Here is a 25,532-nt window from a genome sequence, read left to right as displayed (position 1 = left end):
TGGGTGTGTGGATTGAGACTTATAAGGCGAACCTTTAGCACCTTTAACACCTGTCACACCCTTCGTGGGTGTGTGGATTGAAACAAATAATCAAGTGGAAGATTGCTAAAACGCAAAGTCACACCCTTCGTGGGTGTGTGGATTGAAACCTAGAGAGGTACACGTACCCAAAAGGAGCATCATTGTCACACCCTTCGTGGGTGTGTGGATTGAAACTTGATGGTGGTGATCTGCTTGTCGTACTCATTGAGTCACACCCTTCGTGGGTGTGTGGATTGAAACAATATATTGACGTGGAGACAACTTGCGAGATACAGTCACACCCTTCGTGGGTGTGTGGATTGAAACATCATCCCATTGAGGATAAAGAATAGTTCCATTAGTCACACCCTTCGTGGGTGTGTGGATTGAAACACAGATGCGTCAGCGTATGTTGATGGCAACAATGTCACACCCTTCGTGGGTGTGTGGATTGAAACTTAAAAAGAAAGATAAGCTAACGGCATATTGGGAGTCACACCCTTCGTGGGTGTGTGGATTGAAACCGTCCGAAAGTGCTCGCTAGTAAAAATCCTATTATGTCACACCCTTCGTGGGTGTGTGGATTGAAACGAAGAAGTCCGCTTGAAGGTTGAGAACGCTATGCAGTCACACCCTTCGTGGGTGTGTGGATTGAAACACCGGAATGATGGAGGTTGACCACTATGATGCAGGTCACACCCTTCGTGGGTGTGTGGATTGAAACGATTCCGTGCGTGGTAGCAACTTCCACTGTGCCGTCACACCCTTTGTGGGTGTGTGGATTGAAACTTTCCAAGTAAAGATGTCGCTCGCTTATGGCTTGTCACACCCTTCGTGGGTGTGTGGATTGAAACAGACTGGTGACTCCAGTAATGCCGATGTATCCAGTCACACCCTTCGTGGGTGTGTGGATTGAACTTGGTTACCTGCTTGTTACACCTTGTCCAAATAGGGGCACCTGCATAAACCTGTGTTTAGGCATAGATGTTAGTGGGTAGGGTGTCCAGTTCTATGTTCCAATATTAACTTACTTGTTTGAGAGCTTTGGTTCGTTTATAGTAAAATGATTGATCTGGTCGCAAATTGCGACTGGTTTAATAGCTTGAAGCTCTTTACGGCTCGTTCATATACATACACAGAACTTATATCCAATAACTCATCGCCCATCAGCTGATTTCCGCTTGCACAACAGATGCTGGACGAGCGCATATCAGCTGTTATGCAAGCGCACAACAGCTGTTGTGCGGCTGAAGATATAGGCTTCTCCGGCTTATAACATTAATTCTTCCGGCAACAAGTAAAGGTTACTCCGAAGACTTTTTACGTAAAACCGATGCAACAATGATAGTATTTACAAGCAACAATGATAGTACTTGCAAGCAACAGCGATAGTACTTACAAGGCGCAAAGACGTTACTGAGAGGTCGCCATGATAGTACTGACGAGGCGTAAAGGGGCTTGTAGCGCTTATTGCCTCACTATGGCACAACATTGCCCCTTACCAGGGCAATAACCTGCCATTGCCAGGCACAAAACGATACGTCTGGAGCTGGTAAAACAACCACTCGCTTTTTTACTCTTCACTCTTCACCAAATCGGCTGAAACCCCGATAAACACTGGGGGTGCGAGAGGTGAAGAGTTACGCACTACTCTTCACCACTCTTCACCCCTCTTCACCTTCGGATTGCGCACGGAATTGAAATGGAAGCTCGTTCTGTTCGGTCGGGGGGCTGAAACCACTTTTTTATGTCCCACAGATTTCACAGATTTTCCGTAAGCGGCTCCGCGTGAAGAGTGGTGAAGAGTGGTGTAAACTCTTCACACGTGCAAGTTTCTAAACTACAGGTGTTTATGACCTTCCTGTGAAGAGTGAAGAGTGTTTTTGAAAGTGGCTTGCTATTTTTATTTCTTAATCACCTTCAGAACCTGGTCGGCAAGGCTTCTCATCCCCTTGATAGTTGGGTGACCGTTCTTCTTGTCTATGTCATGAAGGGCGATGACCGGAACCTGATAGGTCTTGCAGATCTTGTTTACTGATTCGTTGATCTCATCCTTCAGCTCAGAATTTAGAATGAAGTAGATATCTACATTCGGATGGCGCTGACGGAGATCGGAAAGCAATTTCGCCAGGGCTGGACGGAAACAGTAGAGGTCGGCACGCTTCCAGTTGCTGTACTGGTAATTGCCGATAGGGGCATTTGCCCAACTGTCGTTCGTTCCGCCGCAAATCAAGATGATGTCTGGATTGCCCAGCAGGGTAGTGCGGTTGATGAATGAACGGTCGCTGTAATCCTCATCGCGGTAGCCGGTGTTGCAGATGGTGGAACCGGAATAGGAATTGATGTTCCCCATCTTGTAACCACCTTCCTTGATAACCTGCCACCACCAGGTTTGCTCTACCTTGTTGACATCGGTTGCTTTTTGAACCGCCGTGGTGTACCAGGTGGCATATCCCTTTGGGATGAAACCTTCGAAAGTTGAATACGAGTCGCCGAGCACGGCAACAGTCTGCTTCACCTGTGCCATAAGAGGCATCAGGGCGAAGATAAAGAGGCAGACGATAACTGATAATCTTTTCATGACGTTTTTTATATAGTTTGATTTTTTAATGTGATCCCCTTTTGGGATAGGGCTTGAAACCCGATTGCAAAGATACGATATTATTTGTGGATATACAAATTTCCCTTAAGGAAAAAATAAAAACCCTTAAGGAAAAATTCTCAATCTCTTCTTTCCCCATTTTTCGGGTGTTTTTTCCAGTTTCCCTTTCTTTGGAATATTGTTTACATAGGGATAAGGGAAGAAGAGAGATGGGCTAAAGATGAAAAACAGTTGTAACTACTTATGTCCATAGAGGTTCTGAGTTATTACATTTTCATTCGCAAAAGACAAAAAAGCATAAATAGTGAATAATATAAGCGGCTTTGTGAAACTTTATCATTACCTTTGTAATTTAATTAATAGGCTTCTGACAGCATCATAGAACAAATTTCAATTCGAGGCTGTTATGGAGTTGGAAAAAGATAGTGTGGAATTTTAGACAGATAAAAATGGATGAAATTAGTAAACGTGAAGATTCTCTGTTTGAGCATGTGTCAAAGCTGATAGATGAGGCTAGGAAACATGTAAAGACAACTATTGATACCACAATGGTTTACACCTATTATGGAGTCGGCAAATACATTGTTGTGGATGAGCAGCAAGGATATGCTAGAGCCAAATATGGGAAAACTGTGCTAAGAAACTTGTCGAAAAAATTAACTGAAAGATATGGAAAGGGCTGGTCTGTTGAAACTCTTACTGCAGCCCGAAAATTCTATCAGATATACAGCGAAGGAAAAATCGCAAACACTGTTTACGAAATTCAAGAGAATGCAGATATTCATTTCACTCTTTCCTGGTCTCATTATCTCATACTCATGCGTATTGCTAATCAAAATGAACGTAATTTTTATGAGATTGAATGCTACAAGCAGAATTGGAGTGTCCGACAATTACAGCGGCAGTACAACTCCAGCCTCTATGAGCGATGGAGTGGATTGCTGAGTTTGAAGAAAATGAGGAATTAATGAAACATGAGTAACGTATAGATTATGCAATACAAGAATATCATATTCGATTTAGGTAATGTCTTGGTGAAGCTCAATCCGGAAGGATGCATCGGGGCTTTCAAGGCGATAGGAATGGGGGAGTTGGTTGATTCAAATCCTCAGAGTGAGGGAATGAAGCTGATGAGCAAGCTGGGTGTGGGAATGATTACCACCGAAGAATTCTGTGATGCAGCCCGTAAGTTGACAGGGACTGATGTGACGAATGAAGACATCATCGATGCTGCCAACAAGATGCTGGTGGTGATTCCTGATGAGAAAAAGGAGCGACTCCTGCAGTTGAAGAAGGCTGGCTATCGCCTCTTCCTCCTGAGTAATACCATTGATATTCATTGGGATTATTGCGTGGAGCATCTCTTCCCTTATCAGAACCATGGGGTAGAGGATTATTTCGAGCAGTGCTTCCTCTCTCAGAGAATGCATCTGGCAAAGCCTAATGCCCGCATCTACGAAGAGGTAATCAGGCAGGCGAACATCCATCCCGATGAAACCCTCTTCATCGATGATCTGAAGGAAAACTGTGAGGCTGCCGAGAAGCTGGGCATCCACACCTTCCAGAACGTGAAGTTCGATGACTGGCTTGAGCTTCGATTCTGACGGAAATGTCAGAATTGAAGCTTTTATTAAATGCCATTAGGCTGATTTGTCAAATAATACTAGGTAATTTATCAAATGGTGTCAGGCATGCATAGAGCGGAACATTGATCATCCAATCTTGATCCTTATAGGGAAGCATGGAGTAGCGGAGTCCCTTCAGTTCCGGATTGTTGGTGATGAATGTTCTGAGAGATTTGGCCTTGACGTTCACCTCTGCCTTTACTTCAATCGGTATAACCCGGTCGTGCCATTGGGCTAGGAAATCAATCTCTATTGTGGAGTTATCCACAGCATGATAGTATAATGAAATATCCTGGCTCTTCAACTGGGTGAAGACATATAATTCCGTGAAGGCTCCTTTATATTCAGAGAAAATGCCATCTCCTACCAACATCGATTCTGCTGAAGTCTCTGCCATCGCTCCCATCAGTCCCACATCGAGCATGAAGAGTTTGAAGGCGTTCAGGTCTTCATAGAATTTGAAAGGGAGGCGTGGGGTATTGACTCTCTGAACCTTATATGCCAGTCCTGCATCTATCAGCCATTGGATGGCCAGTTCGAAATCTGCGGCTCTGGCACTTTTCTTCACGGCTCCATAGATAAACTTCTTGTTCTCTTTGGCAAGTTGGGCAGGGATACTGTCCCACACCATATTAATGCGAGGCACTTCTCTATCTGGTGCGTGCTTCGAGAAATCTCGGCGATAGTCTTGTATAATCTGCTTTTGGATGGAACGGACTTCCTGCAGTCCCTTCTGCTCTACATGGGCGAGTACGGCGGCTGGCATTCCTCCTACATAATAATATTGTCGCAGCAGGCTGATCAATTCTGTTTCCAGTAAATTGATGACGTTCCAATTTCCTTCTTTCAAGATGCTTGCCAGTTTCGCTTTTCCCATGGCATCGAGGAATTCGATGAAGTTCATCGGGTAGAGGCGCAGCTCTTCTACTTTTCCTACTGGATATGACACCCCGCTATGGAGTGATATTCCCAACAGGGATCCTGCCACGATGATATGAATATCAGGAGCATCCTCGCAAAAGAACTTTAATGCTTCTAATGCTTTGGGACAATCCTGTATCTCATCGAGTACCATAAGGGTATCGTTGGGGGTAATATCTACCTGGCTGATGGCGGAGAGTGCCATCAGTATATCAGCAGTTGTGCCTCCTTTTTCAAACACTTCTGCTGCCTTCTGATTTCTGTCGAGACTGAAGAATGCAAGCTTTTTATATTCTCTTTTTCCGAATTCTTGCAGGATATAGGTCTTGCCTACTTGTCTTGCTCCGTTGAGAATCAGAGGTTTATGATTTCGCTTGTTCTTCCATTCAACGAGTTTATTATAGATGCTTCTTTCCATGATTTACACTTTTTATGATGAATAATCGTATAAACTTCACATTTTTTCTAACGAATATCTGTAGATTCTCACACTTTTTCTGACGAATACATGGAAGTTTTTCACACTTTTTCTAATGAATAACGGAACAAAGATACACTTTTTCTAATGAATAACCAAGGAAAAGGCAGACTTTTTCTCTTTTTCTATTAAAACTTAATATTTGTTATACATTGAGGATAATTCGCTTTTTCCAATAAAATGTTATACCTTTGCCAACTCATAATAACTAACATAAAATATCAAAATGAATTTTTACAAGACATTAGGACTGAAAAACAGTCGTATTGACGTGGCTGATGCCTTGCGAGGATTGGCCGTAGCAGGTATTATTCTCTATCACTCCGTGGAGCATTTCAATATGTACGATGGAAGCATAGCGCATGCTTATACGCTGGGGTGTGATGATTGGATGGCAGATGTGCTGGCTTTGCTGCTGTCGGGAAAGATGTATGGCATCTTTGCCCTGCTCTTCGGATTGAGCTTCTTCATCATGAACGATAACCAGCAGCAGCGTGGAAATTGCTTTTCGGGTAGATTCGCCTGGCGAATGTTCCTGCTGGCAATGCTCGGTATCGTGAACACCGCCTTCTTCGATGGCGACATCCTCTTCTCCTATGCCATCTATGGACTGGTTCTCATCCCATTGAGTTATCTTCCTACCAAATGGCTCTGGTGGGTGGTTGCCTTCCTCTTTATCCAACCGATAGAAATCTATTCCCTCATTTCGGGATGGCAGGTAGATGCGTCGTCGTTGAGAGAGGTGTATGGAAATATGTATAATGGTCATCAGCACGGCAGTTTCCTGGAGAATGCCTATGGCAACCTGCGATACGGACAGGTGGCTACTTATTACTGGTGCATGATGAAGGGAAGACATACACAGACCATCTGCCTCTTCATACTCGGAATGCTGGTGGGTAGAAAGCGTTGGTTCTACAATGAGAACAACAACCTGGCTTTGTGGAAGAAGGTGCTGGCGGTTTCTATCCTGGTGTTGATCGTGGGAGGCATCGCAGATGTGCGCCACATGGAAACATGGAACAATTGGCTTTATCCTATCTACAACTTCTTCATCCTCTCGTTTGTAGTATCAGGATTCGTATTGTTATGGTACGGAAAGGAATGGTTCAGAAAGGGATTGTCGTTCCTGCGCCAGTTTGGCAAGATGAGTCTGACCAACTACTTTCTCCAGTCTATCATCGGTTGCGGACTGTTTGCCTATTATGGCTTCAATCTTCAGACGAAGCTCGGCATTACCTATGCCTTCTTTGTCGGCATCGCCATGGTAGTAGTACAATGTCTTTTCTCCAACCTCTGGCTCAAGTACCATTCCCATGGTCCTTTCGAGGGAATATGGAAGAAGCTGACCTGGATTAAGTTCTAAATTTTCAAGTTCATTTGAAAGCTAAGGTGCGTCATAGACTTATGGCGCACCCTAATTATATCCGCTTTCCCCCTTTTTTGATAAAATATTCAGTATCAATCTTCTTTTGTTTCAGAAATAATCATTATCTTTGCAACCAGCAATTCATTCATGCCTTCAGGAAAATGAAGTAGGATGATAAACTGGCGCTTCGATTTTAATATTATGGGCTTATGAAAGGTAGAAATTATCCTCTCGGAATACAGACTTTCGAGAACATTATCAGGGGAAACTATGTGTATGTGGACAAGACAGCTCTTGCCTACCAGATGGTTCATGAGAATAAGTATTGCTTTCTGAATCGTCCTAGACGATTTGGAAAGTCTCTGCTCGTTACTCTGCTTCAGGCCTATTTCGAAGGAAAACAGGAACTCTTCAAAGGATTGGCGATGCAGCAGTTGGAGCATGAATGGTTAAGCTATCCTGTTATCCATTTGGATATCAGTAAGGGTAAGTTTTACGATATGGCTTCCTTGCACGCTACACTAGATAGTCTTCTTGCTGATTACGAAGCAAGATATTCTCTGCATGTGGAATATGAGAAAGCATATAATGTGAGATTGCAGAATATCATTAAGGCTGCTTATGCTCAGACAGGTAGGGAGGTTGTGGTACTTATTGATGAGTATGATGCTCCTATGCACGACTCGATGAAGAGTCCGGATTTGCAGGAGCAGATTCGTAATGCAATGCGAAATTTGTTTAGTCCATTGAAAGGTGAAGAGAGACATTTGCGCTTTGTCTTTCTTACTGGTATTTCTAAATTTAGCCAGTTGAGTATCTTTAGTGAACTTAATAACATTACGAATATCAGTATGTTAGATAAATATAGTGATATTTGTGGAATCAGCAGAAATGAACTGGTGTCAATTTTTAAGGATGACATCCGTGAATTGGCAAATGAAAATGAAATGACATACGATGAGGCTTTGTCGGAGCTTCAGCATCATTATGATGGTTATCATTTCAGTGGGCGTGGTGAAGATGTTTATAATCCTTATAGTCTATTTAATACATTGGCAAGTAATGAATTTGATGATTATTGGTTCTCTACGGGCACTCCTACTTTCTTAATCGATCTTTTGCAGGAGAAGCATTTGGATATGCTGGATCTTGATGATATTACGGCGACGGCAGATCGTTTTGATACACCTACTGAGAAGATTATCGACCCCGTGCCAGTGCTTTATCAAAGTGGTTATCTCACGATAAAAGCGTATAATCGCCGCAGTAAAATCTTCAAGCTTGGCTTTCCTAATACTGAGGTGAAAACGGGATTTTCAAACAGTCTGTTCCGTTATTATGCGCCGGATAATTTGGGAGAAAAGGATGCTTTGTATGCGGCTTACTATGAATGTTTGGTTGAGCATGATGATATGGAGGCATTTATTCCTCATCTGCAGACATTCTATAAAAAGTTTCCATATACATTGGTCAATAACAATGAGCGTCATTATCAGGCTGTGTTCTATACTTGTTTGCTGATGTTGGGAGCTGACATCCGTGCCGAAGTTCCTACTGCTGATGGTCGTATAGATATGTTACTTTTCACGAAGAAGAGCATCTATGTGTTTGAGTTGAAATACGAGCATAGTGCGGATGTTGCCATGCAGCAAATCAACCAGAAAAATTATGCTATTGCTTTTGCTGAAGATGGCAGAAAAGTATATAAGGTAGGAATTAATTTCTCTGCTGATAGAAGGTGCATAGAATCCTGGAAGGTTATTCCATGCTAAGATTCTTGTAGTAACATCATATTTTTGAAAAAAGGTGTGTCATTACTCCATGACACACCTTTTTTATCTCTTATTGATCCTTTCTGAATATCTTATCCACGACAACGGCGATGGCACCATCACCTGTTACATTGCAGGCGGTGCCGAAACTGTCCATTGCAATATAGAGGGCTATCATGAGCGCCTGCATATCGGCAGTGAAACCCAATACGGAGGCGAGCGGACCGAGTGCTGCCATCACGGCTCCTCCCGGTACTCCCGGAGCTGCCACCATACAGATGGCGAGCACGAAGATGAAGTTGAGGAAGAGAGGCAGATCGCACGGCAAACCATTGATGAGGCAGATGGTTAGCGCACAGCAGGTAATCTTCATCATAGAACCTGAGAGATGGATGGTGGCACAGAGCGGAATGGTGAAGCCGGCAATGCCGTCGGTAACCCCGTTTTTCAGGGTCTGCTTCAGTGTTACCGGAATGGTGGCTGCCGAAGAAGAGGTGCCGAGAGCCGTGAAGTAGGCTGGCAGCATATTGAGCAGCAGTTTAAAAGGATTCTTGTGGGACAAGCCGCCTGCCAGCAGATATTCATAAAGTAAGATCACAATATGAAGTACGAGAATCACGAGGATAATCTGTGCAAAGACCAGCAGGATGTGGTAGGCTTCGCCCGAGAAAGTCATACCCAGGAAAATGCCGAAGATGTAAAGGGGCAGGAGGGGAATGATGACTTTGGCGATGACACCGGAAACGATTTCCTTGAATTCCTGAAAAATCTTCTGCATGGTGCGGCTGCCTTTGTGGGCAATGCCCAGTCCGGCAATGAAGGAGAATACGAGGGCACTCATCACATCTACCATGGCAGGTATCTTGATTTCGAAGAACGGTTTGAGTTCTTCCACTTTATCTACTGCCACATGAGCCGAGTTGGCAATCATGTGAGGGAAGAGAGCTGAGCCTGTGCCATAGGCTAGCAGACCTGCCAGGATCGTGTCGGCAAAGGCGATGCCCACGGTGGCAAGAAGAAGTTTTCCTGCTCCATGACCGATGTCGGCAATGGCTGGTGTTACGAGACCGATGATGATGAGCGGTATCATAAAGCCAAGAAACTGGCTGAAGATTCCGTTGAAGGTGAGGAACGCTCTGACGGCTGCTTCATTGAAGAAATTGCCGAAGATTACGCCCAGCAGAATGGCAAGGATGATTCTTGCCAAGAGTGGCATTTTGATTCTTTTCATATCGTTTGTTTTGCTTTTTGCTTGCAAAGGTACGATATTTCTTACGAAATCCCAAATTTTTATATAAAAAATGCCCTCCTGTCTTTCGGCAGAAGGGCACAAACTAATTATTCTCGTACAATTAGTTTTGTCAAATGAATAGTTGATATAGGTTAGAGTATGAATGAAGATCTATATTATTATATATCAACTTGAGTATGCTGATGGAAGGCTTAGAGTGGAATGTACTCCACAAATGCTTCCATAGCCTCGTAGCAAGCCAGACCTAACTCATCATAGAGCTGGGCGGTGCCACGGTTGCGGTCTTCTGCACGCTGCCAGAAGAGGCGCTCGTCGTTACCCAAGAATGGAGCACTCTCCATCTGTGACTGGTGCTTGAGGATAGAGTTACGCTTTGCTCTCAACTCCTCAGGGCTCAATGGAACACACATCTCGATGTTCTCAATCTCCCATTCTGCCCAAGCGCCACGGTACATCCAGATGCGGCAGTCCTTCAACCACTCTGCGCCAGCCTTCTTCTCCTCGTCGATGGCTGCGAGAACAGCGTCGGTACACTTCTTGTGAGTTCCGTGAGGGTCAGCCAAGTCACCAGCAACATAAATCTGATGAGGCTTCACCTCCTGCAGCAATGCTCTAACGATCTCAACGTCCTTCTCTGTCATAGGCAACTTCTCAATCTTGCCGCTCTCATAGAATGGCAAGTCAAGGAAGTGAACGCGGTTCAGAGGAATCTCGTTGAATGTACAAGCTGTACGAGCCTCGCCACGACGAATCAGACCCTTGATGGTCAGAATGTCACGGGTATCGAAATCGCTCTCCTTCTTGTGTGCGAAGAACTCCTTGATTTCCTGGTATTTCTTAGAGATCACGCTATCCTTGGAGTCAGCGAAGATCTGGTTGAAACCATTGATGAAGTGCATGAATCTTGTAACCTCCTCGTCGCCTACTGCGATGTTACCGGATGTCTCGTAAGCTACATGTACCTCGTGCTTCTGCTGTACCAATCGGCGGATAGTACCACCCATAGAGATCACGTCATCGTCTGGATGTGGAGAGAATACGATCACTCTCTTAGGGAATGGTTTCGCACGCTCTGGACGATAAGTGTCGTCAGCATTTGGCTTACCGCCTGGCCAACCTGTGATGGTATGCTGCAAGTCGTTGAAGATCTTGATGTTTGCATTGTATGCAGAGCCGTAGAGAGCCAAGAGCTCACTCAGACCATTCTCGTTGTAGTCCTTGTTGGTCAACTTCAGGATAGGCTTGTGCAACTTCTGGCAGAGCCATACCAATGCACTGCGTACCAACTTGTCTGTCCACTCGCAGTTTGTTACGAGCCAAGGATGCTTGATACGTGTCAGGTGAGAAGCAGCGCTCAGGTCGAGAATAACGTTTGCATTAGGATGAGTCTGGAGGAAGCTAGCTGGCAATGTGTCAGTGATGTTTCCTTCTACTACCTTCTGCATGATTTCAGCCTTCTCGTCGCCCCATGCTGTGAGGTAAACACTCTTGGCAGAGAGCAGGGTAGCGATACCCATGGTGAGAGAGCAAGGAGGAACCTGCTCATTGGTGCCGAAGCTGTTCTCCATCTCCTCGCGGGAAGTATTGCCGATGAGGATCAGACGGGTGATAGACTGGATACCAGAGCCTGGCTCGTTGGCAGCGATATTACCCATTCTTCCGATACCGAGGAGAGCGATGTCGAGACCGCCGAAGGTCTTGATGCGCTTCTCGTAGAGGTGACAGGTATCCTGCACTGCGTCCTGTGCCACGCTGCCATCCAATGTGAAGATGTTCTGTGGATCGATGTCAACATGGTCGAGGAAACGCTCCTTCAACTGGTTGATGCTCTTCAGAGAACTTTCCTTCTGTACTGGATAGTACTCGTAAGCATTGAATACTACCACGTTTCTGAAACTGAGCTGCTTAGCCTCGCATCTTCTCTGCAATTCCTTGTAGATAGGTGTGAGCGACAAGCCTGTGCCCAATGCCATCACGTAATATCTGCCCTCGTGCTGAGCTGCCTTGATTTCCTTCTCTACTTGGTCAGCTACATGAGCTGCACCCTCCATGGAAGAGGCGAAGATGTCGGTATGAATTTTCTCCATTCTGGAGATCTCAGAGTACTCTACAGTAGTCTTTGGTTTGTAGTATGCCAATGGTACCTTATTGAGTACAATTTCTGAACTAAGATTTAGTCTCATAGTTTCTTGTCTTTATAGTTATTACTTTGTTTTTTTTACAAGTTGTCTTTTTCGATGTCCTTGAAGTACTTGTAGGTGCTTACCTTCAACTCATCTGTAGCGCTCTCATCGCAAACGATGATACCATGCTGGTGAGTCTGCAGTGCACTGATAGTCCAAGCCTGAGTAACAGGGCCTTCGATAGCTGCCTGAAGGGCACGAGCCTTGTTGTGACCATTGCAGAGAATCATCACCTCTCTAGCAGCCATAACGGTACCAACACCTACTGTGAGGGCTGTAGCTGGCACAGCGTTCATATCGCCACCGAAGAAACGAGAGTTAGCGATGCGGGTATCAGTAGTCAAAGTCTTCACGCGAGTACGGGAGTTGAGAGAAGAGAATGGCTCATTGAAAGCAATGTGGCCATCAGGGCCGATACCACCGATGAAGAGGTCGATACCACCTGCTTCTGCAATCATCTCCTCGTAGTGAGCGCACTCAGCCTCGAGATCCTCAGCGTTACCATTGAGAATGTGGATATTCTCCTTAGGGCAATCGATGTGGTCGAAGAGGTTGTGAGCCATGAATGAATGATAGCTCTCTGGATGAGCCTCTGGCAAACCTACGTATTCGTCCATGTTGAAAGTGAGTACATGCTTGAAAGAAACCTCACCAGCCTTGACAGCCTTTACGATTTCTGCATACATACCAATAGGTGATGAGCCTGTTGGCAAACCCAGAACGAATGGTTTCTCTGCTGTTGGTTGGAAAGCTTTGATGGTCTCCACAACGTGACGAGCTGCCCAGCGAGCCAACTCATCGTAATTCTTTTCGATAATTACACGCATAGTTGATATATGTTTATAGTTAATGTATTCTTATATATTAATAATGTATTCTTAATCTATTAATTGTTCAAGTACTTGCTTCTTGCCATGAGGCAGGCTCCAATCAGTCCTGCATGCTCTTTCAGGGTAGAGGTGGCAACCTGCGAATCCTCGTTCACCATATTGAGCGAGAACTTTTTGATGCCCATGCAGATAGGTTGGGTAAGATAAGCACCTGTTACCGAGAGGTCTCCTCCGATGACCAGCATCTCCGGATTGAAGATGTTGATGATGCCGGCGAGATTGGTTCCCAGTTCCACAGCCACCTTCTGCAGGGTCTCGATGCTGAGCACATCCTCTTTTTTGATGGCATCGAGGATATCCTGCAGGGTGAGTTCCTGATGCTGGTTCTTCACCTTGTCGGACAGCACGGATGTTCCACCGTTCTCTAGAGCCTCTTTCATCTTGCGCAGCAATGCCGATCCTGACGTTTCCGTTTCCATGCAACCTGTTTTTCCACAATGGCAGATGATGTCATTATTATAGATGTGCATGTGTCCGATTTCACCCGAGAAGCCTGATTTTCCGAGATAGAGCTTGCCGTCGAAGATGATACCGATGCCGATGCCCCAGCTGACGTTTACGAAGATGATGTTTTTCAATCCCTTGCAGACACCTTTCAGATATTCACCGTAAGTCATGCAGCGGGTATCGTTGTCGATGCAGAAAGGCAGGTCGAGTCTTTCGGTCAGCGCTTCTGCCAGCGGCATTGTCGTGCAGGTGAAGTAATTATAGGCACAACCTGTTTCCGGGTTCACTCGTCCACCGATACTCATACAAGCCTTCTTGATCTGGCTTCTTGCGATGCCTGATCTCTGGATGTATTCGTTGATGAGGTTGATGAAACGGTTGAAGCATTCCGGGGTGTCCTGGTAGTCAAAGTGTATCAGTTCAGGTTCTGCCACTATGTTACCACAAAAATCACAGATGCCGAAGGTGAGATTTTGCTTTCCTGTATCTATGCCGAGGAAATATCCGGATGTTGCGATGAGGTCGTAAATCTTTGGCGCTCTTTTCGAGTAATTGTCTTTCTTGCCTGTTACCTCAATCAAACCATCCTCAATGAGCTCGTTCAGAGTCTTGGTAGTATATGGCACACTTACCCCCAAACTACTGGATAGTTCGGCGATAGTTTGCCCTCCATGTTCTATGAGCAAGTTCAAAAGAGCTGTCTTAGAGGCAGACCATTTAGTGTGAGGTATGATGCTTTTTGCCATACAGATATTTCTTGTTTAAGTTTTTACGCTGCAAAGATAAATAAATAAATCCGTTTTTTTAATGTTTGAGAGTTAATTAATCTAAATTGTTAGAATAAACTTTGTTTTTCCCCATTTTCGGGGAATGATTTAACTGTTTGAACCTATGATTTTTAGCTTTTTAAAATACTGGTTGCTCAAACAACTCAGAAGAGATTCTTTTATATATATAATAAGGTGTATAGATGTAAAACGTAAGAACAAATAAATAAACTAATTTAATTAACTTGAATAACGAAAATTGATTCATTAAAATTTGGTTGGCATTAAAATAAGTGGTAAATTTGCACCCGAATAACAAAACTAACAATCGAAATGAAAAATAAAAAGTTTTATCCCTGGTTAGTTGTAGCGCTCCTGTGGGTGGTTGCTCTTCTCAACTATATGGATCGACAGATGCTTTCCACCATGCAGGACGCTATGAAGGTTGACATCGTGGAATTACAGCAAGCTGAAGCCTTTGGCGCTTTGATGGCAGTCTTCCTTTGGATCTATGGTATTGTGAGTCCATTTGCCGGTATCGTAGCAGATAGGATCAGTCGAAAGAAATTAGTAGTAGGCAGTCTCTTTGTCTGGTCTCTGGTGACCTATCTGATGGGATATGCTTCCAGTTTTGATCAGCTTTACATGTTGAGGGCATTGATGGGTATCAGCGAGGCGCTTTACATCCCTTCTGCCTTGTCTCTCATTGCCGACTGGCATGAAGGAAAGTCCAGATCTCTGGCTGTCGGTGTTCACATGACCGGTTTGTATGTAGGTCAGGCTATCGGAGGATTTGGTGCTACCGTGGCAGCAGCCTTCTCCTGGCACACCGCTTTCCGCTGGTTCGGTATTCTCGGAATCGCTTATTCTGTCGTATTGCTTCTGTTGTTGCACGATAAAGACAAGGATACTGTGAATGTGGCTGTGACTCAGAAGGAGAAGCCAGCAAAGGGTGGATTGTTCCAAGGCTTGTCAGTTGTGCTTTCTACTTGGGCATTCTGGGTGATTCTCTTCTATTTCGCAGTTCCTTCTCTTCCAGGTTGGGCTACCAAGAACTGGCTTCCAACCTTGTTTGCAGAGAATCTGGGTGTACCTATGTCTGAGGCTGGTCCGATGTCAACTATCACCATTGCAGTTTCTTCTTTGTTTGGTGTACTCTTCGGCGGTGTACTTTCCGATAAATGGGTTCACAAGAACATCCGTGGCCGCGTTTATACCAGTGCCATCGGTCTGGGAATGACGATTCCTGCTCTCTTCCTCCTGGGCTTCGGTCACAGTGTGGTAGCGGTAGTGGGAGCTGGATTGCTCTTCGGTATCGGTTATGGTATGTTTGATGCCAACAATATGCCAATCCTCTGTCAGATTATCTCTGCCAAATACAGAGCTACAGCCTATGGTATCATGAATATGGTGGGCGTATTTGCCGGAGCTATGGTTACCCAGATAATGGGTAAGTTCTCAGATGGTGGTAATCTGGGCTTGGCTTTTGCCGTATTGGGCGTGGTGGTTATCGCTGCGCTGACACTTCAGCTGGTTTGCTTGAAGCCAAAGACTGATAACTTAGAATAATAATATAGTAACAAGGAAAATTTAACTAACTTATATATATATAATTATGGAAAAGATCATTGGACTTATCGATGCACCGTTTACTCCTTTTTATGCTAACGGTGATGTGAACTTGGAACCAATCGAGGCTTATGCCAAGATGCTTCAGAAGAACGGTCTGAAGGGTGTGTTTATCAATGGTTCATCAGGCGAGGGCTATATGTTGACCACCGAGGAGAGAATGCTCCTTGCTGAGAGATGGGTAGCCGTAGCTCCAAAGGACTTTAAGATTATCGTTCATGTAGGCAGCTGCTGCCTCCGTGAGAGTCGTCGTTTGGCTGAGCACGCACAGAAGTTGGGTGTTTGGGGTATCGGTTCAATGGCGCCTCCATTCCCACATATCGGCCGCATCGAGGAACTGGTGAAATATTGCGAGGAGATTGCTTCTGCTGCTCCTGAGCTTCCTTTCTACTACTATCATATTCCTGCATTCAATGGCGCTTACCTGCCAATGCTCGATCTGTTGAAGGCTGTAGATGGACGCATTCCTAACTTCGCTGGTATCAAATATACCTTCGAGAGCCTGTATGAGTACAACCAGTGCCGTCTCTACAAGAACGGTAAGTATGATATGCTCCATGGTCAGGATGAGACTATTCTCCCTAGCCTGGCTCAGGGAGGTGCACAGGGTGGTATCGGTGGTACAACCAACTATAACGGTAAGGAGTTGGTAGGCATCATCGAGGCTTGGAAGAACGGCGACATCGAGACTGCCCGTGAGAAGCAGAACTTCGCTCAGGAGGTTATCAACGTCATCTGTCACTACCGTGGTAACATCGTTGGCGGTAAGCGTATCATGAAGCTGATGGGCTTCGACCTGGGTCCAAACCGTACTCCATTCCGCAACATGACCGATGAGGAGGAGCAGGCAATGAAGAAAGAGTTGGAAGCTATCCACTTCTTCGAGCGTTGCAATCAGTTTTAAGTAAAATCCACTAGAACCAGTAAGAATGAACATAAAAGAATATATCAAGCAGTGGGCTGAATCTTATAAGACTGATCTGACAGAGAACATCATGCCATTCTGGATGGAGCATGGATGGGATAAGGTAAACGGTGGTGTTTACACTTGTCTTGATAGAGATGGAAGTCTGATCGATTCCACCAAGTCTGTGTGGTTTCAGGGTCGATTCGCCTTTATATGCGCTTATGCATATAATAATGTAGAGAAGAACCCGATGTGGCTGGAGGCTGCGAAGAGCACCCTCGACTTCATCGAGAAGCATTGCTTCGACGAGAATGGCAGAATGTACTTCTCTGTTACAGCTGAAGGCAAGCCATTGCGCATGCGTCGCTATGTATTCTCTGAAACCTTCGCAGCCATTGCGATGTCGGAGTATGCTTTGGCTACCGGCGAGCAGAAATATGCAGAACGTGCCCTCCAGATTTTCAAGGATACACAGCGTTTCCTCACTACACCTGGTATTCTGGCTCCAAAGTTTGAGGAATCTGTTCAGTTGCAGAGCCATAGCATCATCATGATTCTCATCAACGTGGCTTCCTGCATCCGCAAGGTCATCAACGATCCTAAGCTCACCGAGCAGATTGATGAATCGATTGCCAAGCTGAAAAAGTACTTCATCCACCCAGAGTTCAAGTGTCTCCTGGAGACCGTAGGAATGAACGGTGAGTTTGTGGATACCTGTATGGGACGCACCATCAACCCAGGTCATTGCATCGAGACTTCATGGTTCATCATGGAAGAGGCAAAGCAGAGAGGATGGGACAAGGAGATAACCGATATGGCGCTGCAGATCTTCGACTGGTCTTGGAACTGGGGATGGGACAAGCAGTATGGCGGCATCATCAACTTCAGAGACTGCAGGAATCTTCCTTCGCAGGATTATTCTCAGGATATGAAGTTCTGGTGGCCACAGACCGAAACCATCATCGCTTCGCTCTATGCTTACCTTGCAACAGGTGATGACGAGTATATCTACAAGCATCAGCGCATCAGCGAGTGGACCTACGCCCACTTCCCAGATGCCGAGTTCGGCGAGTGGTATGGTTATCTTCACAGAGACGGTACCGTGGCACAGCCTGCCAAGGGTAATCTCTTCAAGGGTCCGTTCCACATTCCGAGAATGATGATCAAGGCATACTCTCTGTGTCAGGAGATTTTGAACAAGGAAGTATAAATGAACAAAAAATGAGAAATATGATTTTTCCAGCAAATATAAGCAAGGCATTGTGTCTTGCTACGATGGGTATTACCCTGATGATGCCTGCACAGGTTGCTGCTGCAACCCCAGAAATGGCAGTTGAGGCTCAGGCTGTGAACGCTCAGGGCGGCATCACCGTCTTCTCTAACAAGGATGCACAGTATCGTATTCCTGCCATCGTGGAGTGTAAGTCGGGTAAGTTGATTGCATTTACCGATCATCGTTATCATAATAAGGATATTGGTGGCGGTCGTCATCTCGACATCGTGATGAAGACCAGTATGGACAAGGGCGCTACCTGGAGCTCTCCAGAGCAGATGGTGGCAAAGGGTGGAAACGGTATTGCTACCAGTTTCGACTGTGCCCATGGCGATGCGGCTGTCGTGGTAGATAAGAAGAGCGGCAGAATCCTCCTGATGTGTGCATCGGGTGGTATCGGCTACTGGGAGTCTAAGCGTGGTCATCTCCTGATGATGGGTAGATACTACAGCGACGACGAGGGTAAGACATGGTATGGCGAGGAAGTGACCAAGCAGATTTACGACCTCATGCCAGAAGTGGAATCAGCCTTCTTTACCAGTGGTAGAATCTGCCAGAGTAAGCAGATCAAGGTGGGCAAGTACTATCGTGTCTATACCGTGTTGTGTACCCGCAGCGGAAACCGCATTCTCTATAGCGATGACTTCGGTCAGAACTGGAAGGTATTGGGCAAGAATGTAGCCGAGGCTGCTCCTTACGGAGATGAGGCTAAGGTTGAAGAGTTGCCAGACGGCAATGTGTTGCTCAGCAGCCGTGCGATGGGTGGACGCCACATCAACATCTATACTTATGAGGATAAGAAGACAGCCACAGGTTCTTGGGGCAAGGTAATAGCTTCTGATGCCAAGAATATGGGTGTTGCTGCTCACAAGAACTCTTGCAATGGCGAGGTTCTCATGGTGGATGCCAAGAAGAATGGCAAGAAAGTAAAGCTGTTGCTTCAGAGTGTTCCGGTAGGTCCAGGCCGTAACAACGTAGGTATCTACTACAAGGCATTGGAGACTCCTGCTGATTATGCTACTCCAGAGGCTATCGCCAAGAACTGGGAAGGTTGCTATCAGTTGAGCAATACTACTTCAGCCTATTCAACCATGGTTCAGGGCAAGGATGGCAGCATCTATTTCCTCCTGGAAGAGAATGCATTCAGAAATCCTAAAACCCAGACGGATGATTATTACGACATTCGATTCTATAACCTGAGCATTGAGCAGATAACAAATAATAGATATAAATAATATAAACTAATTATCAAAGGGCTAGGAGTTTTTGGGCCTTCAGTCCGTACTTGAACCACATGCGAAACTTCAGAAAAGTATTATAAGATAGGTATATATATGTTGTATGGTAAGTTAAAGTTTCCTAGTAGAGTGTTGGCAGCAGTTTTGCTGTCGGCACTCTCGATGGGGCTCCAGACAGTGAATGCAGCCCCAAAGAAAAAAGCTGCCCAAAAAGTAAAGGTGGCTTGTGTCGGTAACAGTATTACCTATGGTACTGGTATTCAGGATAGAGAACATTTCTCTTATCCTGTACAACTTCAGAAGATGTTGGGAGACAAGTACCTGGTAGGTAACTTCGGTAAGCCGGGTGCTACCCTGTTGAGGCATGGACACCGTCCGTACATGCAGCAGGAAGAGTACAGACAGGCAATGGCGTTCAAGGGCGATATTGCTGTCATCCATTTGGGTATCAACGATACGGACCCAAGAAACTGGCCTAACTATCGTGATGAGTTCGTGAAAGATTATCTTTCCCTGATGGACTCTCTGCGTTCCGTGAATCCGAAGGTACGTTTTATTCTGGCTCGAATGACTCCGATTGCCCACCGCCATCCCCGTTTTATCTCGGGCACCAAGCAGTGGCATGATGAAATACAGGATGCTATCCAGGTGGTAGCAAAGGTGAGCGGAGCGGAAGTGATCGATTTCCATGCTCCTCTCTATCCTTATCCTAATCTGTTGCCGGATGCCATCCATCCGAATGCGGAAGGTGCCGGCATCCTGGCGAAAACCGTTTATGGCGGTATTACCGGAAATTATGGTGGACTGCAACTCTCCGATCTCTATACGGATAATATGGTATTGCAGCGCAATGTGCCGCTCGATATCCATGGCATCGCCAATACAGGCGAGAAGGTGATGGTAAGCATTGCCGGACAGAAGGCTACTGCCATTGCCAATAACCGTGGTGAGTGGAGTGTCACCCTGCAACCTCTGCAGGTAGGCACTGATTATACGCTCACCATTCAGGCTGGCAAGCAGAAGAAAGAGTTCCGCCATGTGGCTGTAGGTGAGGTCTGGTTGTGTTCGGGACAGTCGAATATGGCATTCCGATTGAATCAGGCTGTTACCGGCAAGAAAGACATCGCTCAGGCTGATGACCCTGATTTCCGCCTTTTCGATATGAAGGGAAGATGGGAGACATACGATGTGGCATGGCCGGCATCCTGTTTGGATTCTCTGAATCATCTGCAGTATTTCAAGAATACTACCTGGAAGAAGGTTTCTCCGGAAACTGCAGCCCAGTTCTCTGCCGTAGCTTATTATTATGGTAAGATGTTGCGGGATAGTCTGAAGGTGCCTGTGGGATTGATATGCAATGCCATCGGCGGTGCTCCTACGGAAGCCTGGGTAGATAGAAATACCTTGGAAACCCAGTTCCCGGCTATCTTGAGAGACTGGTTGCACAATGACTTTATCCAGGATTGGGTAAGAGGCAGGGCTGCCAGGAATCTCACCCACGATGCTACACATCTCGGTCGTCATCCATACGAGCCATGTTATCTCTACGAGAGTGGTATCCTGCCTTTGCAGCAATATCCTATCAAGGGAGTGATCTGGTATCAGGGTGAATCGAATGCCCACAATATGGATGCTCACGAACAACTCTTCCGCCTTCTGGTGGATAGTTGGAGAAGCAATTGGAAGAATCCTGAGATGCCTTTCTATTTCGTACAGTTGTCCAGCCTGAACCGTCCTTCCTGGACCTGGTTCCGTGACAGTCAGCTCCGATTGATGAAATCCATCCCGAATACCGGAATGGTGGTGTCTTCCGATCAGGGAGATTCGCTCGATGTGCATCCTACGAACAAGCTGCCGGTAGGTGAGCGTCTGGGGCGCTGGGCTTTGAACCAGACCTATGGTCATAGTGTAACCCCATCAGGTCCTATATATAATAAGGTGGTAAGAGAGGGCGAATCTCTGGTGGTATCATTTACCTATGGCGATGGCCTCCGTACTTCCGACGGCAAGGCTCCATCCTGCTTCGAGATGGCTGAGGAAGAGGGCCTCTTCTATCCTGCACAGGTGAAGATTGAGGGAAACAAGGTTCGACTCACTTCACCAGAACTCAAGAAGCCGAGATTTGTAAGATATGCATGGCAACCTTTCACACGTGCCAATCTGGTAAACCAGGACGGTTTGCCGGCATCTACATTCCGGGGAGAAATCAAAGCGGGCATCAAGTCCCTGTCTGGCTTCCCTTCTGGTGAGGCTGGCTATGAGCTTGGTGTCTCAGCTTGTTATTCCGGATTCATCGGCGACTACCTGATAGTGGCTGGTGGCTGCAATTTCCCTGAACCTGGAAAGAAGAAGTACTATTCGGGCATCTATGCAGCGAAAGTGACAGGCAACGAGGAAACCTTACATTGGGAGATGATAGGCAACTTGCCTGAACCTGCTGCTTATGGTGGAGTAGTAACCTCTGGTGATAGCCTGGTTTTGGTTGGTGGATGCAATACCGAACATAGTCTGAAAACCGTCTTGAGTATCCATTTGGACAAGAAGAGCGGCAAACCGATATTGAAATCCTTGCCAGCCCTGCCTTGTACGGTAGATAACATGGGCGTCTGTCTGATGGACAATCGTCTGTTTGTTGTGGGGGGCAATCAGGATGGTCATCCTTCCGCTTCCGTTCTCACCTGTGAACTCGGAAAGAATCTGGAATGGAAAAGGGAAACGGAAATGATTGGCGAACCGAGAGTTCAGCCGGTCTGCGCTGCCTATGATGGCAAGCTCTATGTCTGGGGCGGCTTCTATCAGAATGGCAAGTCAAGTGTCGTTGCCACATCGGGATTGCGTTATCTTCTCCAGGGCAAATGCTGGAATCCGCTTCCGGCACCCCGTAATGGCGAAGGTAAGGAACTCACCTTGACGGGCGCTACTGCCATGCTGGCTGTGAGTCCCGACGGTGAAGCCCAGATTATTTGCGCCGGAGGCGTGAACCATGATATCTTCTGGGATGCCATCAGCGGAACCTATTCCAAGGTGGCACAAGCTGATTATTTGAAGAAGGACATTTCGTGGTATCAGTTCAACGGTTGTCCTTTGACATATCAACTGAAAACTGAACGCTGGGAAATTCTTTCCCACCAAACCCCTCTACTGGCTAGAGCGGGAGCCCAAGTGGCAATGCGAAAACATACATTATATTATATTGGCGGTGAATTGAAGCCTGGTCTTCGTTCCCCCGGTATAGTTCAGTTAGATTTACGTTAATTAATGATTCTACCAGTGTGGTATGATAGTCTGACGAGGCTTCATCCACACTGGTTTTTTTATTTGATGAAGGTTTGTTGCAAAATGAAAGCTAAAACACTTGTTTTTCTTTTATTTTGTATTGTGTTTCTTAAAATGAGTTATTAAATAGAAAGTAAACTAAAATAATTAAAGCAAAAAGTAAGTAAATAACTATTTAATTAATTAAATTGTCGTACCTTTGCACTCGAAAACGAACAATATGTAATTTAAATAATAGGAGAGATTAACATGAAAAAGATCGAAGCAATTATCCGCAAGACGAAATTTGAGGATGTAAAGGAAGCTTTGCTTGCCGCCGACATTGAGTGGTTCTCTTACTACGATGTAAGAGGAGAGGGCAAGATGCGACAGGCTCGTATCTATCGTGGTGTCATGTATGATACCAGCAGTATTGAGCGAGTGTTGTTGAATGTTGTCGTGCGCGACAAGAACGTAGAGAAAACTATTCATGCCATCCAGGAGGCAGCCCGTACCGGCGAGATTGGTGATGGTCGAATCTTTGTAATTCCTGTAGAGGATACCGTAAGAATCCGTACAGGTGAAAGAGGCGACATCGCACTTTATAATGCGGAGCAGGAAAAATAAGATGTGGAAGGGAGGAGAGAGATTAGTTTTCAGATTGTATCAACACTTTAAAGATTTTGTGTTATGAGTGTACAGGATTTAGGAATTTCATTAGATACCGTATGGATGCTCTTGGCAGCCATGTTGGTCTTTTTCATGCAGCCGGGATTCGCCCTCTGCGAGGCGGGCTTTACCCGTAGTAAAAACACCGCGAACATCTTGTTTAAGAACTTCGTTGACTTCATGATCGGTTCGGTTCTTTTCTGGTTCGTAGGTTTTGGATTTATGTTTGGTAGCGATGGTGCCGGATTCATCGGTATGCCTAACTTCGGCGATCTTTCTTTCTACAAGAATGCAGCTGGTCTTCCTACAGAAGGCTTTCTGATGTTCGAGACTGTATTCTGCGCTACCAGTGCTACCATCGTTTCAGGTGCCATGGCAGAACGTACCAAGTTCTCCATGTATTGCATCTATTCATTCTTCATCTCATTGATTATCTACCCTGTAGAAGGTCACTGGACATGGGGTGGCGGTTGGCTTTGCAATGCTGATGCCGGTTCATTTATGATGGACACCTTTGGTGCTGCCTTCCATGATTTTGCAGGTTCTGCCATTGTACATAGTGTTGGTGGTGTCCTCGCCTTTGTAGGTGCTATCTGCTTAGGCCCTCGTTTGGGTAAGTACCGCAACGGCAAGAGCATGGCTATCCCTGGTCACAACCTGATGGCTGCTGCCCTCGGTGTATTCATCCTCTGGTTCGGATGGTTCGGATTCAACCCTGGTTCTCAGCTCGCTGCTTCTGGTGAGGTTAACCGTGTTGCTATCAGCCACGTATTCCTGACCACCAACCTGGCTGCTGTCTGTGGTGGTTTGGGTACTATGTTTACATCTTGGATCAAGTATGGTAAGCCATCATTCTCATTGACATTGAATGGTATCTTGGCTGGTTTGGTAGCTATTACAGCCGGTTGCGACTTGGTTAGTCCATTGGGTTCAGCCATCATTGGTCTTCTGGCAGGTATCATCCTGGTATTCTCTATCGAGTTCATCGATACCAAGCTTCATATTGATGACCCTGTAGGTGCCAGCTCAGTGCATGGTGTATGTGGTATCTTCGGTACCTTGATGACAGGTCTCTTCGCCCTCGATGGCGGCGCTTTCTATGGTGGTGGCTTCGGTTTCTTCGGAGCTCAGTGCTTCGGTATCCTCTGCATCGACCTTTGGGCAGCTGCAGCAGGTATCATCCTCTTCTGGGGTATCAAGAAGATCTGTGGTCTCCGTGTTGACAAGCGAATCGAGGAGGAAGGTCTCGATATCTACGAGCATGGTGAGAGCTGCTACAACTAAAGTACTTTCATATATTGACGAGAGAGATTATTGATAAAAGTTTTGGTAGGCAAAATTATTATTAGTAATTTTGCAGCCAAAACTTTTTAAAACAGGAATGTATCACATAAAAAGAGAGATTATGAAGAAGATTTTAGATATGAAGAAGATGGGTGCCTTGGCACTCGGTTTGATGGCTTTTGCTCCTGCTGCCATGGCACAGGACGAGGTAGAAACTTCTATCGGTGCTGATATCGTAAGCCAGTACTACTGGCGTGGTCAGGATTTGGGAGCCGTTTCCCTGCAGCCTACCTTGGGTATCGGATATAAAGGTCTGTCTCTTACTGCTTGGGGAAGTGTAGGTCTTTCTCAGCCGGAAGATACCAAGGAGTTTGATCTTACCTTGGCATACGAGACTGGTGGTTTCCATATCGGTGTAACCGATTACTGGTTCAACTCTCCTAACGAGAAGTATTTCGCTTACAAGGCTCACGAAACTTCTCATGTTTTCGAGGCAAATGTAGGTTATGACTTCGGTCCGCTTGCCTTGAACTGGTACACCAACTTCGCCGGCAACGATGGAGTCAACAAGGATGGCGACCGTGCTTATTCTTCTTATCTCGAGGCTACCGCTCCATTCAAGTTGGGTGGCTGTGATTGGGAGGCAAGCATCGGTGCAGTTCCATTTGCTACAACCTTCTATGGGGATGCCAACGGTTTTGCCGTAACCCACGTAGGTGTCAAGGCTACCAAGGATATCAAGATTACTGATTCCTTCTCTGTTCCTGTCTTTGCTCAGGTAGCTGCTAACCCTAGCACAGAGAAAGCTTATCTGGTAGTAGGTTTCACCCTGCAGCCATAACCCCGTACGCCCTGAAAGGGCAGAAGCTCCTAGCCCAGGGCAGTCGCCCTGGGTAATGTTGGCAAAAAAGTCGCCCTGAAAGGGCAAAAGCTTTCAATTTCAAAGCTTT

At 45.8% G+C, this 25,532-nt stretch carries 18 protein-coding genes, 1 pseudogene and 1 CRISPR repeat array; of the genes and pseudogenes, 13 read left to right on the top strand and 6 right to left on the bottom strand.

Features of this window, described 5'->3' with window-relative positions:
- Nucleotides 1-52: 52 nt before the first annotated feature.
- A CRISPR array of direct repeats spans nucleotides 53-940; the repeat unit is 32 nt; unit sequence GTCACACCCTTCGTGGGTGTGTGGATTGAAAC.
- Nucleotides 941-1,924: 984 nt separating this feature from the next.
- Complete coding sequence (locus tag CFT61_RS15545) at nucleotides 1,925-2,602, bottom strand: SGNH/GDSL hydrolase family protein (RefSeq protein ID WP_089545311.1); 678 nt, start codon at nucleotides 2,600-2,602, stop codon at nucleotides 1,925-1,927.
- Nucleotides 2,603-3,072: 470 nt separating this feature from the next.
- Here CFT61_RS15545 and CFT61_RS15540 point away from each other — a divergent pair, with 470 nt between their 5' ends.
- Together CFT61_RS15540 and CFT61_RS15535 are read left to right on the top strand one after the other, a co-directional pair.
- Nucleotides 3,073-3,591, top strand: coding sequence for a DUF1016 N-terminal domain-containing protein (locus CFT61_RS15540; RefSeq protein WP_254919010.1), 519 nt, complete (start codon nucleotides 3,073-3,075; stop codon nucleotides 3,589-3,591).
- 24 nt (nucleotides 3,592-3,615) lie between these two features.
- On the top strand, nucleotides 3,616-4,227 hold the full coding sequence (locus tag CFT61_RS15535; protein WP_254919009.1) for an HAD family hydrolase: 612 nt from the start codon (nucleotides 3,616-3,618) through the stop codon (nucleotides 4,225-4,227).
- A 49-nt stretch (nucleotides 4,228-4,276) separates the two neighbouring features.
- On the opposite strand, the gene CFT61_RS15530 is transcribed toward CFT61_RS15535, so the two are convergent.
- Nucleotides 4,277-5,587: an ATP-binding protein gene (locus tag CFT61_RS15530; protein ID WP_089545309.1), complete on the bottom strand. Its 1,311-nt coding sequence runs from the start codon at nucleotides 5,585-5,587 to the stop codon at nucleotides 4,277-4,279.
- A gap of 286 nt (nucleotides 5,588-5,873) precedes the next feature.
- Here CFT61_RS15530 and CFT61_RS15525 point away from each other — a divergent pair, with 286 nt between their 5' ends.
- Together CFT61_RS15525 and CFT61_RS15520 are read left to right on the top strand one after the other, a co-directional pair.
- Nucleotides 5,874-7,013: a DUF418 domain-containing protein gene (locus tag CFT61_RS15525; RefSeq protein ID WP_089545308.1), complete on the top strand. Its 1,140-nt coding sequence runs from the start codon at nucleotides 5,874-5,876 to the stop codon at nucleotides 7,011-7,013.
- A 212-nt stretch (nucleotides 7,014-7,225) separates the two neighbouring features.
- Complete coding sequence (locus CFT61_RS15520; protein ID WP_089545307.1) at nucleotides 7,226-8,788, top strand: ATP-binding protein; 1,563 nt, start codon at nucleotides 7,226-7,228, stop codon at nucleotides 8,786-8,788.
- Between the two features lie 70 nt (nucleotides 8,789-8,858).
- Here CFT61_RS15520 and CFT61_RS15515 read toward each other — a convergent pair whose 3' ends face one another.
- The 4 genes from CFT61_RS15515 to CFT61_RS15500 form a co-directional block, all read right to left on the bottom strand.
- On the bottom strand, nucleotides 8,859-10,019 hold the full coding sequence (locus CFT61_RS15515; RefSeq protein ID WP_089545306.1) for a dicarboxylate/amino acid:cation symporter: 1,161 nt from the start codon (nucleotides 10,017-10,019) through the stop codon (nucleotides 8,859-8,861).
- A gap of 212 nt (nucleotides 10,020-10,231) precedes the next feature.
- Nucleotides 10,232-12,223: a glucosamine-6-phosphate deaminase gene (locus CFT61_RS15510; protein ID WP_089545305.1), complete on the bottom strand. Its 1,992-nt coding sequence runs from the start codon at nucleotides 12,221-12,223 to the stop codon at nucleotides 10,232-10,234.
- Between the two features lie 35 nt (nucleotides 12,224-12,258).
- Complete coding sequence (nagB, locus tag CFT61_RS15505; RefSeq protein WP_089545304.1) at nucleotides 12,259-13,050, bottom strand: glucosamine-6-phosphate deaminase; 792 nt, start codon at nucleotides 13,048-13,050, stop codon at nucleotides 12,259-12,261.
- A 59-nt stretch (nucleotides 13,051-13,109) separates the two neighbouring features.
- Nucleotides 13,110-14,306: an ROK family transcriptional regulator gene (locus CFT61_RS15500; protein ID WP_089545303.1), complete on the bottom strand. Its 1,197-nt coding sequence runs from the start codon at nucleotides 14,304-14,306 to the stop codon at nucleotides 13,110-13,112.
- Nucleotides 14,307-14,660: 354 nt separating this feature from the next.
- Between CFT61_RS15500 and CFT61_RS15495 the strand changes: the two genes are divergently transcribed.
- The 9 genes and pseudogenes from CFT61_RS15495 to CFT61_RS15460 all read left to right on the top strand — a co-directional run bounded on the left by CFT61_RS15495 (nucleotide 14,661) and on the right by CFT61_RS15460 (nucleotide 25,423).
- A complete protein-coding gene (locus tag CFT61_RS15495) occupies nucleotides 14,661-15,896 on the top strand; it encodes an MFS transporter (protein ID WP_089545302.1) in 1,236 nt (411 codons plus the stop codon).
- A 46-nt stretch (nucleotides 15,897-15,942) separates the two neighbouring features.
- The gene (locus CFT61_RS15490) at nucleotides 15,943-16,860 is read left to right on the top strand and encodes a dihydrodipicolinate synthase family protein (RefSeq protein ID WP_089545301.1); all 918 of its coding nucleotides are present in this window, start codon (nucleotides 15,943-15,945) and stop codon (nucleotides 16,858-16,860) included.
- Between the two features lie 25 nt (nucleotides 16,861-16,885).
- Nucleotides 16,886-18,073, top strand: coding sequence for an AGE family epimerase/isomerase (locus CFT61_RS15485; protein ID WP_089545300.1), 1,188 nt, complete (start codon nucleotides 16,886-16,888; stop codon nucleotides 18,071-18,073).
- 20 nt (nucleotides 18,074-18,093) lie between these two features.
- Nucleotides 18,094-19,371, top strand: coding sequence for a sialidase family protein (locus CFT61_RS15480; RefSeq protein WP_176425637.1), 1,278 nt, complete (start codon nucleotides 18,094-18,096; stop codon nucleotides 19,369-19,371).
- Between the two features lie 135 nt (nucleotides 19,372-19,506).
- A pseudogene (locus tag CFT61_RS17490) lies at nucleotides 19,507-21,573 on the top strand (GDSL-type esterase/lipase family protein); the annotation flags it as partial.
- Nucleotides 21,553-22,629 (top strand): cyclically-permuted mutarotase family protein, encoded by a 1,077-nt coding sequence (locus tag CFT61_RS17485; RefSeq protein ID WP_367379348.1) that lies wholly within the window; start codon nucleotides 21,553-21,555, stop codon nucleotides 22,627-22,629. The pseudogene CFT61_RS17490 and the gene CFT61_RS17485, both read left to right, overlap by 21 nt.
- Before the next feature lie 270 nt (nucleotides 22,630-22,899).
- Nucleotides 22,900-23,256 (top strand): P-II family nitrogen regulator, encoded by a 357-nt coding sequence (locus CFT61_RS15470; RefSeq protein ID WP_089545297.1) that lies wholly within the window; start codon nucleotides 22,900-22,902, stop codon nucleotides 23,254-23,256.
- A gap of 63 nt (nucleotides 23,257-23,319) precedes the next feature.
- On the top strand, nucleotides 23,320-24,582 hold the full coding sequence (locus CFT61_RS15465; RefSeq protein ID WP_089545296.1) for an ammonium transporter: 1,263 nt from the start codon (nucleotides 23,320-23,322) through the stop codon (nucleotides 24,580-24,582).
- Between the two features lie 121 nt (nucleotides 24,583-24,703).
- Entirely contained in the window at nucleotides 24,704-25,423 is a 720-nt protein-coding gene (locus CFT61_RS15460; protein WP_089545312.1) for a hypothetical protein, read from the top strand.
- Nucleotides 25,424-25,532: the final 109 nt, after the last annotated feature.

This window comes from Segatella copri (genome assembly GCF_002224675.1).
GTDB lineage: Bacteria > Bacteroidota > Bacteroidia > Bacteroidales > Bacteroidaceae > Prevotella > Prevotella copri_U.
This window is presented reverse-complemented; position numbering and strand designations above follow the sequence as displayed.

Coding starts and splice junctions, on each gene's coding strand:
- CFT61_RS15490 (WP_089545301.1), top strand. CDS start 15,943: ATGGAAAAGATCATTGGACTTATCGATGCACCGTTTACTCCTTTTTAT.
- CFT61_RS15485 (WP_089545300.1), top strand. CDS start 16,886: ATGAACATAAAAGAATATATCAAGCAGTGGGCTGAATCTTATAAGACT.
- CFT61_RS15465 (WP_089545296.1), top strand. CDS start 23,320: ATGAGTGTACAGGATTTAGGAATTTCATTAGATACCGTATGGATGCTC.
- CFT61_RS15520 (WP_089545307.1), top strand. CDS start 7,226: ATGAAAGGTAGAAATTATCCTCTCGGAATACAGACTTTCGAGAACATT.
- CFT61_RS15500 (WP_089545303.1), bottom strand. CDS start 14,306: ATGGCAAAAAGCATCATACCTCACACTAAATGGTCTGCCTCTAAGACA.
- nagB (WP_089545304.1), bottom strand. CDS start 13,050: ATGCGTGTAATTATCGAAAAGAATTACGATGAGTTGGCTCGCTGGGCA.
- CFT61_RS15535 (WP_254919009.1), top strand. CDS start 3,616: ATGCAATACAAGAATATCATATTCGATTTAGGTAATGTCTTGGTGAAG.
- CFT61_RS15480 (WP_176425637.1), top strand. CDS start 18,094: ATGATTTTTCCAGCAAATATAAGCAAGGCATTGTGTCTTGCTACGATG.
- CFT61_RS15545 (WP_089545311.1), bottom strand. CDS start 2,602: ATGAAAAGATTATCAGTTATCGTCTGCCTCTTTATCTTCGCCCTGATG.
- CFT61_RS15530 (WP_089545309.1), bottom strand. CDS start 5,587: ATGGAAAGAAGCATCTATAATAAACTCGTTGAATGGAAGAACAAGCGA.
- CFT61_RS15510 (WP_089545305.1), bottom strand. CDS start 12,223: ATGAGACTAAATCTTAGTTCAGAAATTGTACTCAATAAGGTACCATTG.
- CFT61_RS15515 (WP_089545306.1), bottom strand. CDS start 10,019: ATGAAAAGAATCAAAATGCCACTCTTGGCAAGAATCATCCTTGCCATT.
- CFT61_RS15495 (WP_089545302.1), top strand. CDS start 14,661: ATGAAAAATAAAAAGTTTTATCCCTGGTTAGTTGTAGCGCTCCTGTGG.
- CFT61_RS15460 (WP_089545312.1), top strand. CDS start 24,704: ATGAAGAAGATTTTAGATATGAAGAAGATGGGTGCCTTGGCACTCGGT.
- CFT61_RS15470 (WP_089545297.1), top strand. CDS start 22,900: ATGAAAAAGATCGAAGCAATTATCCGCAAGACGAAATTTGAGGATGTA.
- CFT61_RS15540 (WP_254919010.1), top strand. CDS start 3,073: ATGGATGAAATTAGTAAACGTGAAGATTCTCTGTTTGAGCATGTGTCA.
- CFT61_RS15525 (WP_089545308.1), top strand. CDS start 5,874: ATGAATTTTTACAAGACATTAGGACTGAAAAACAGTCGTATTGACGTG.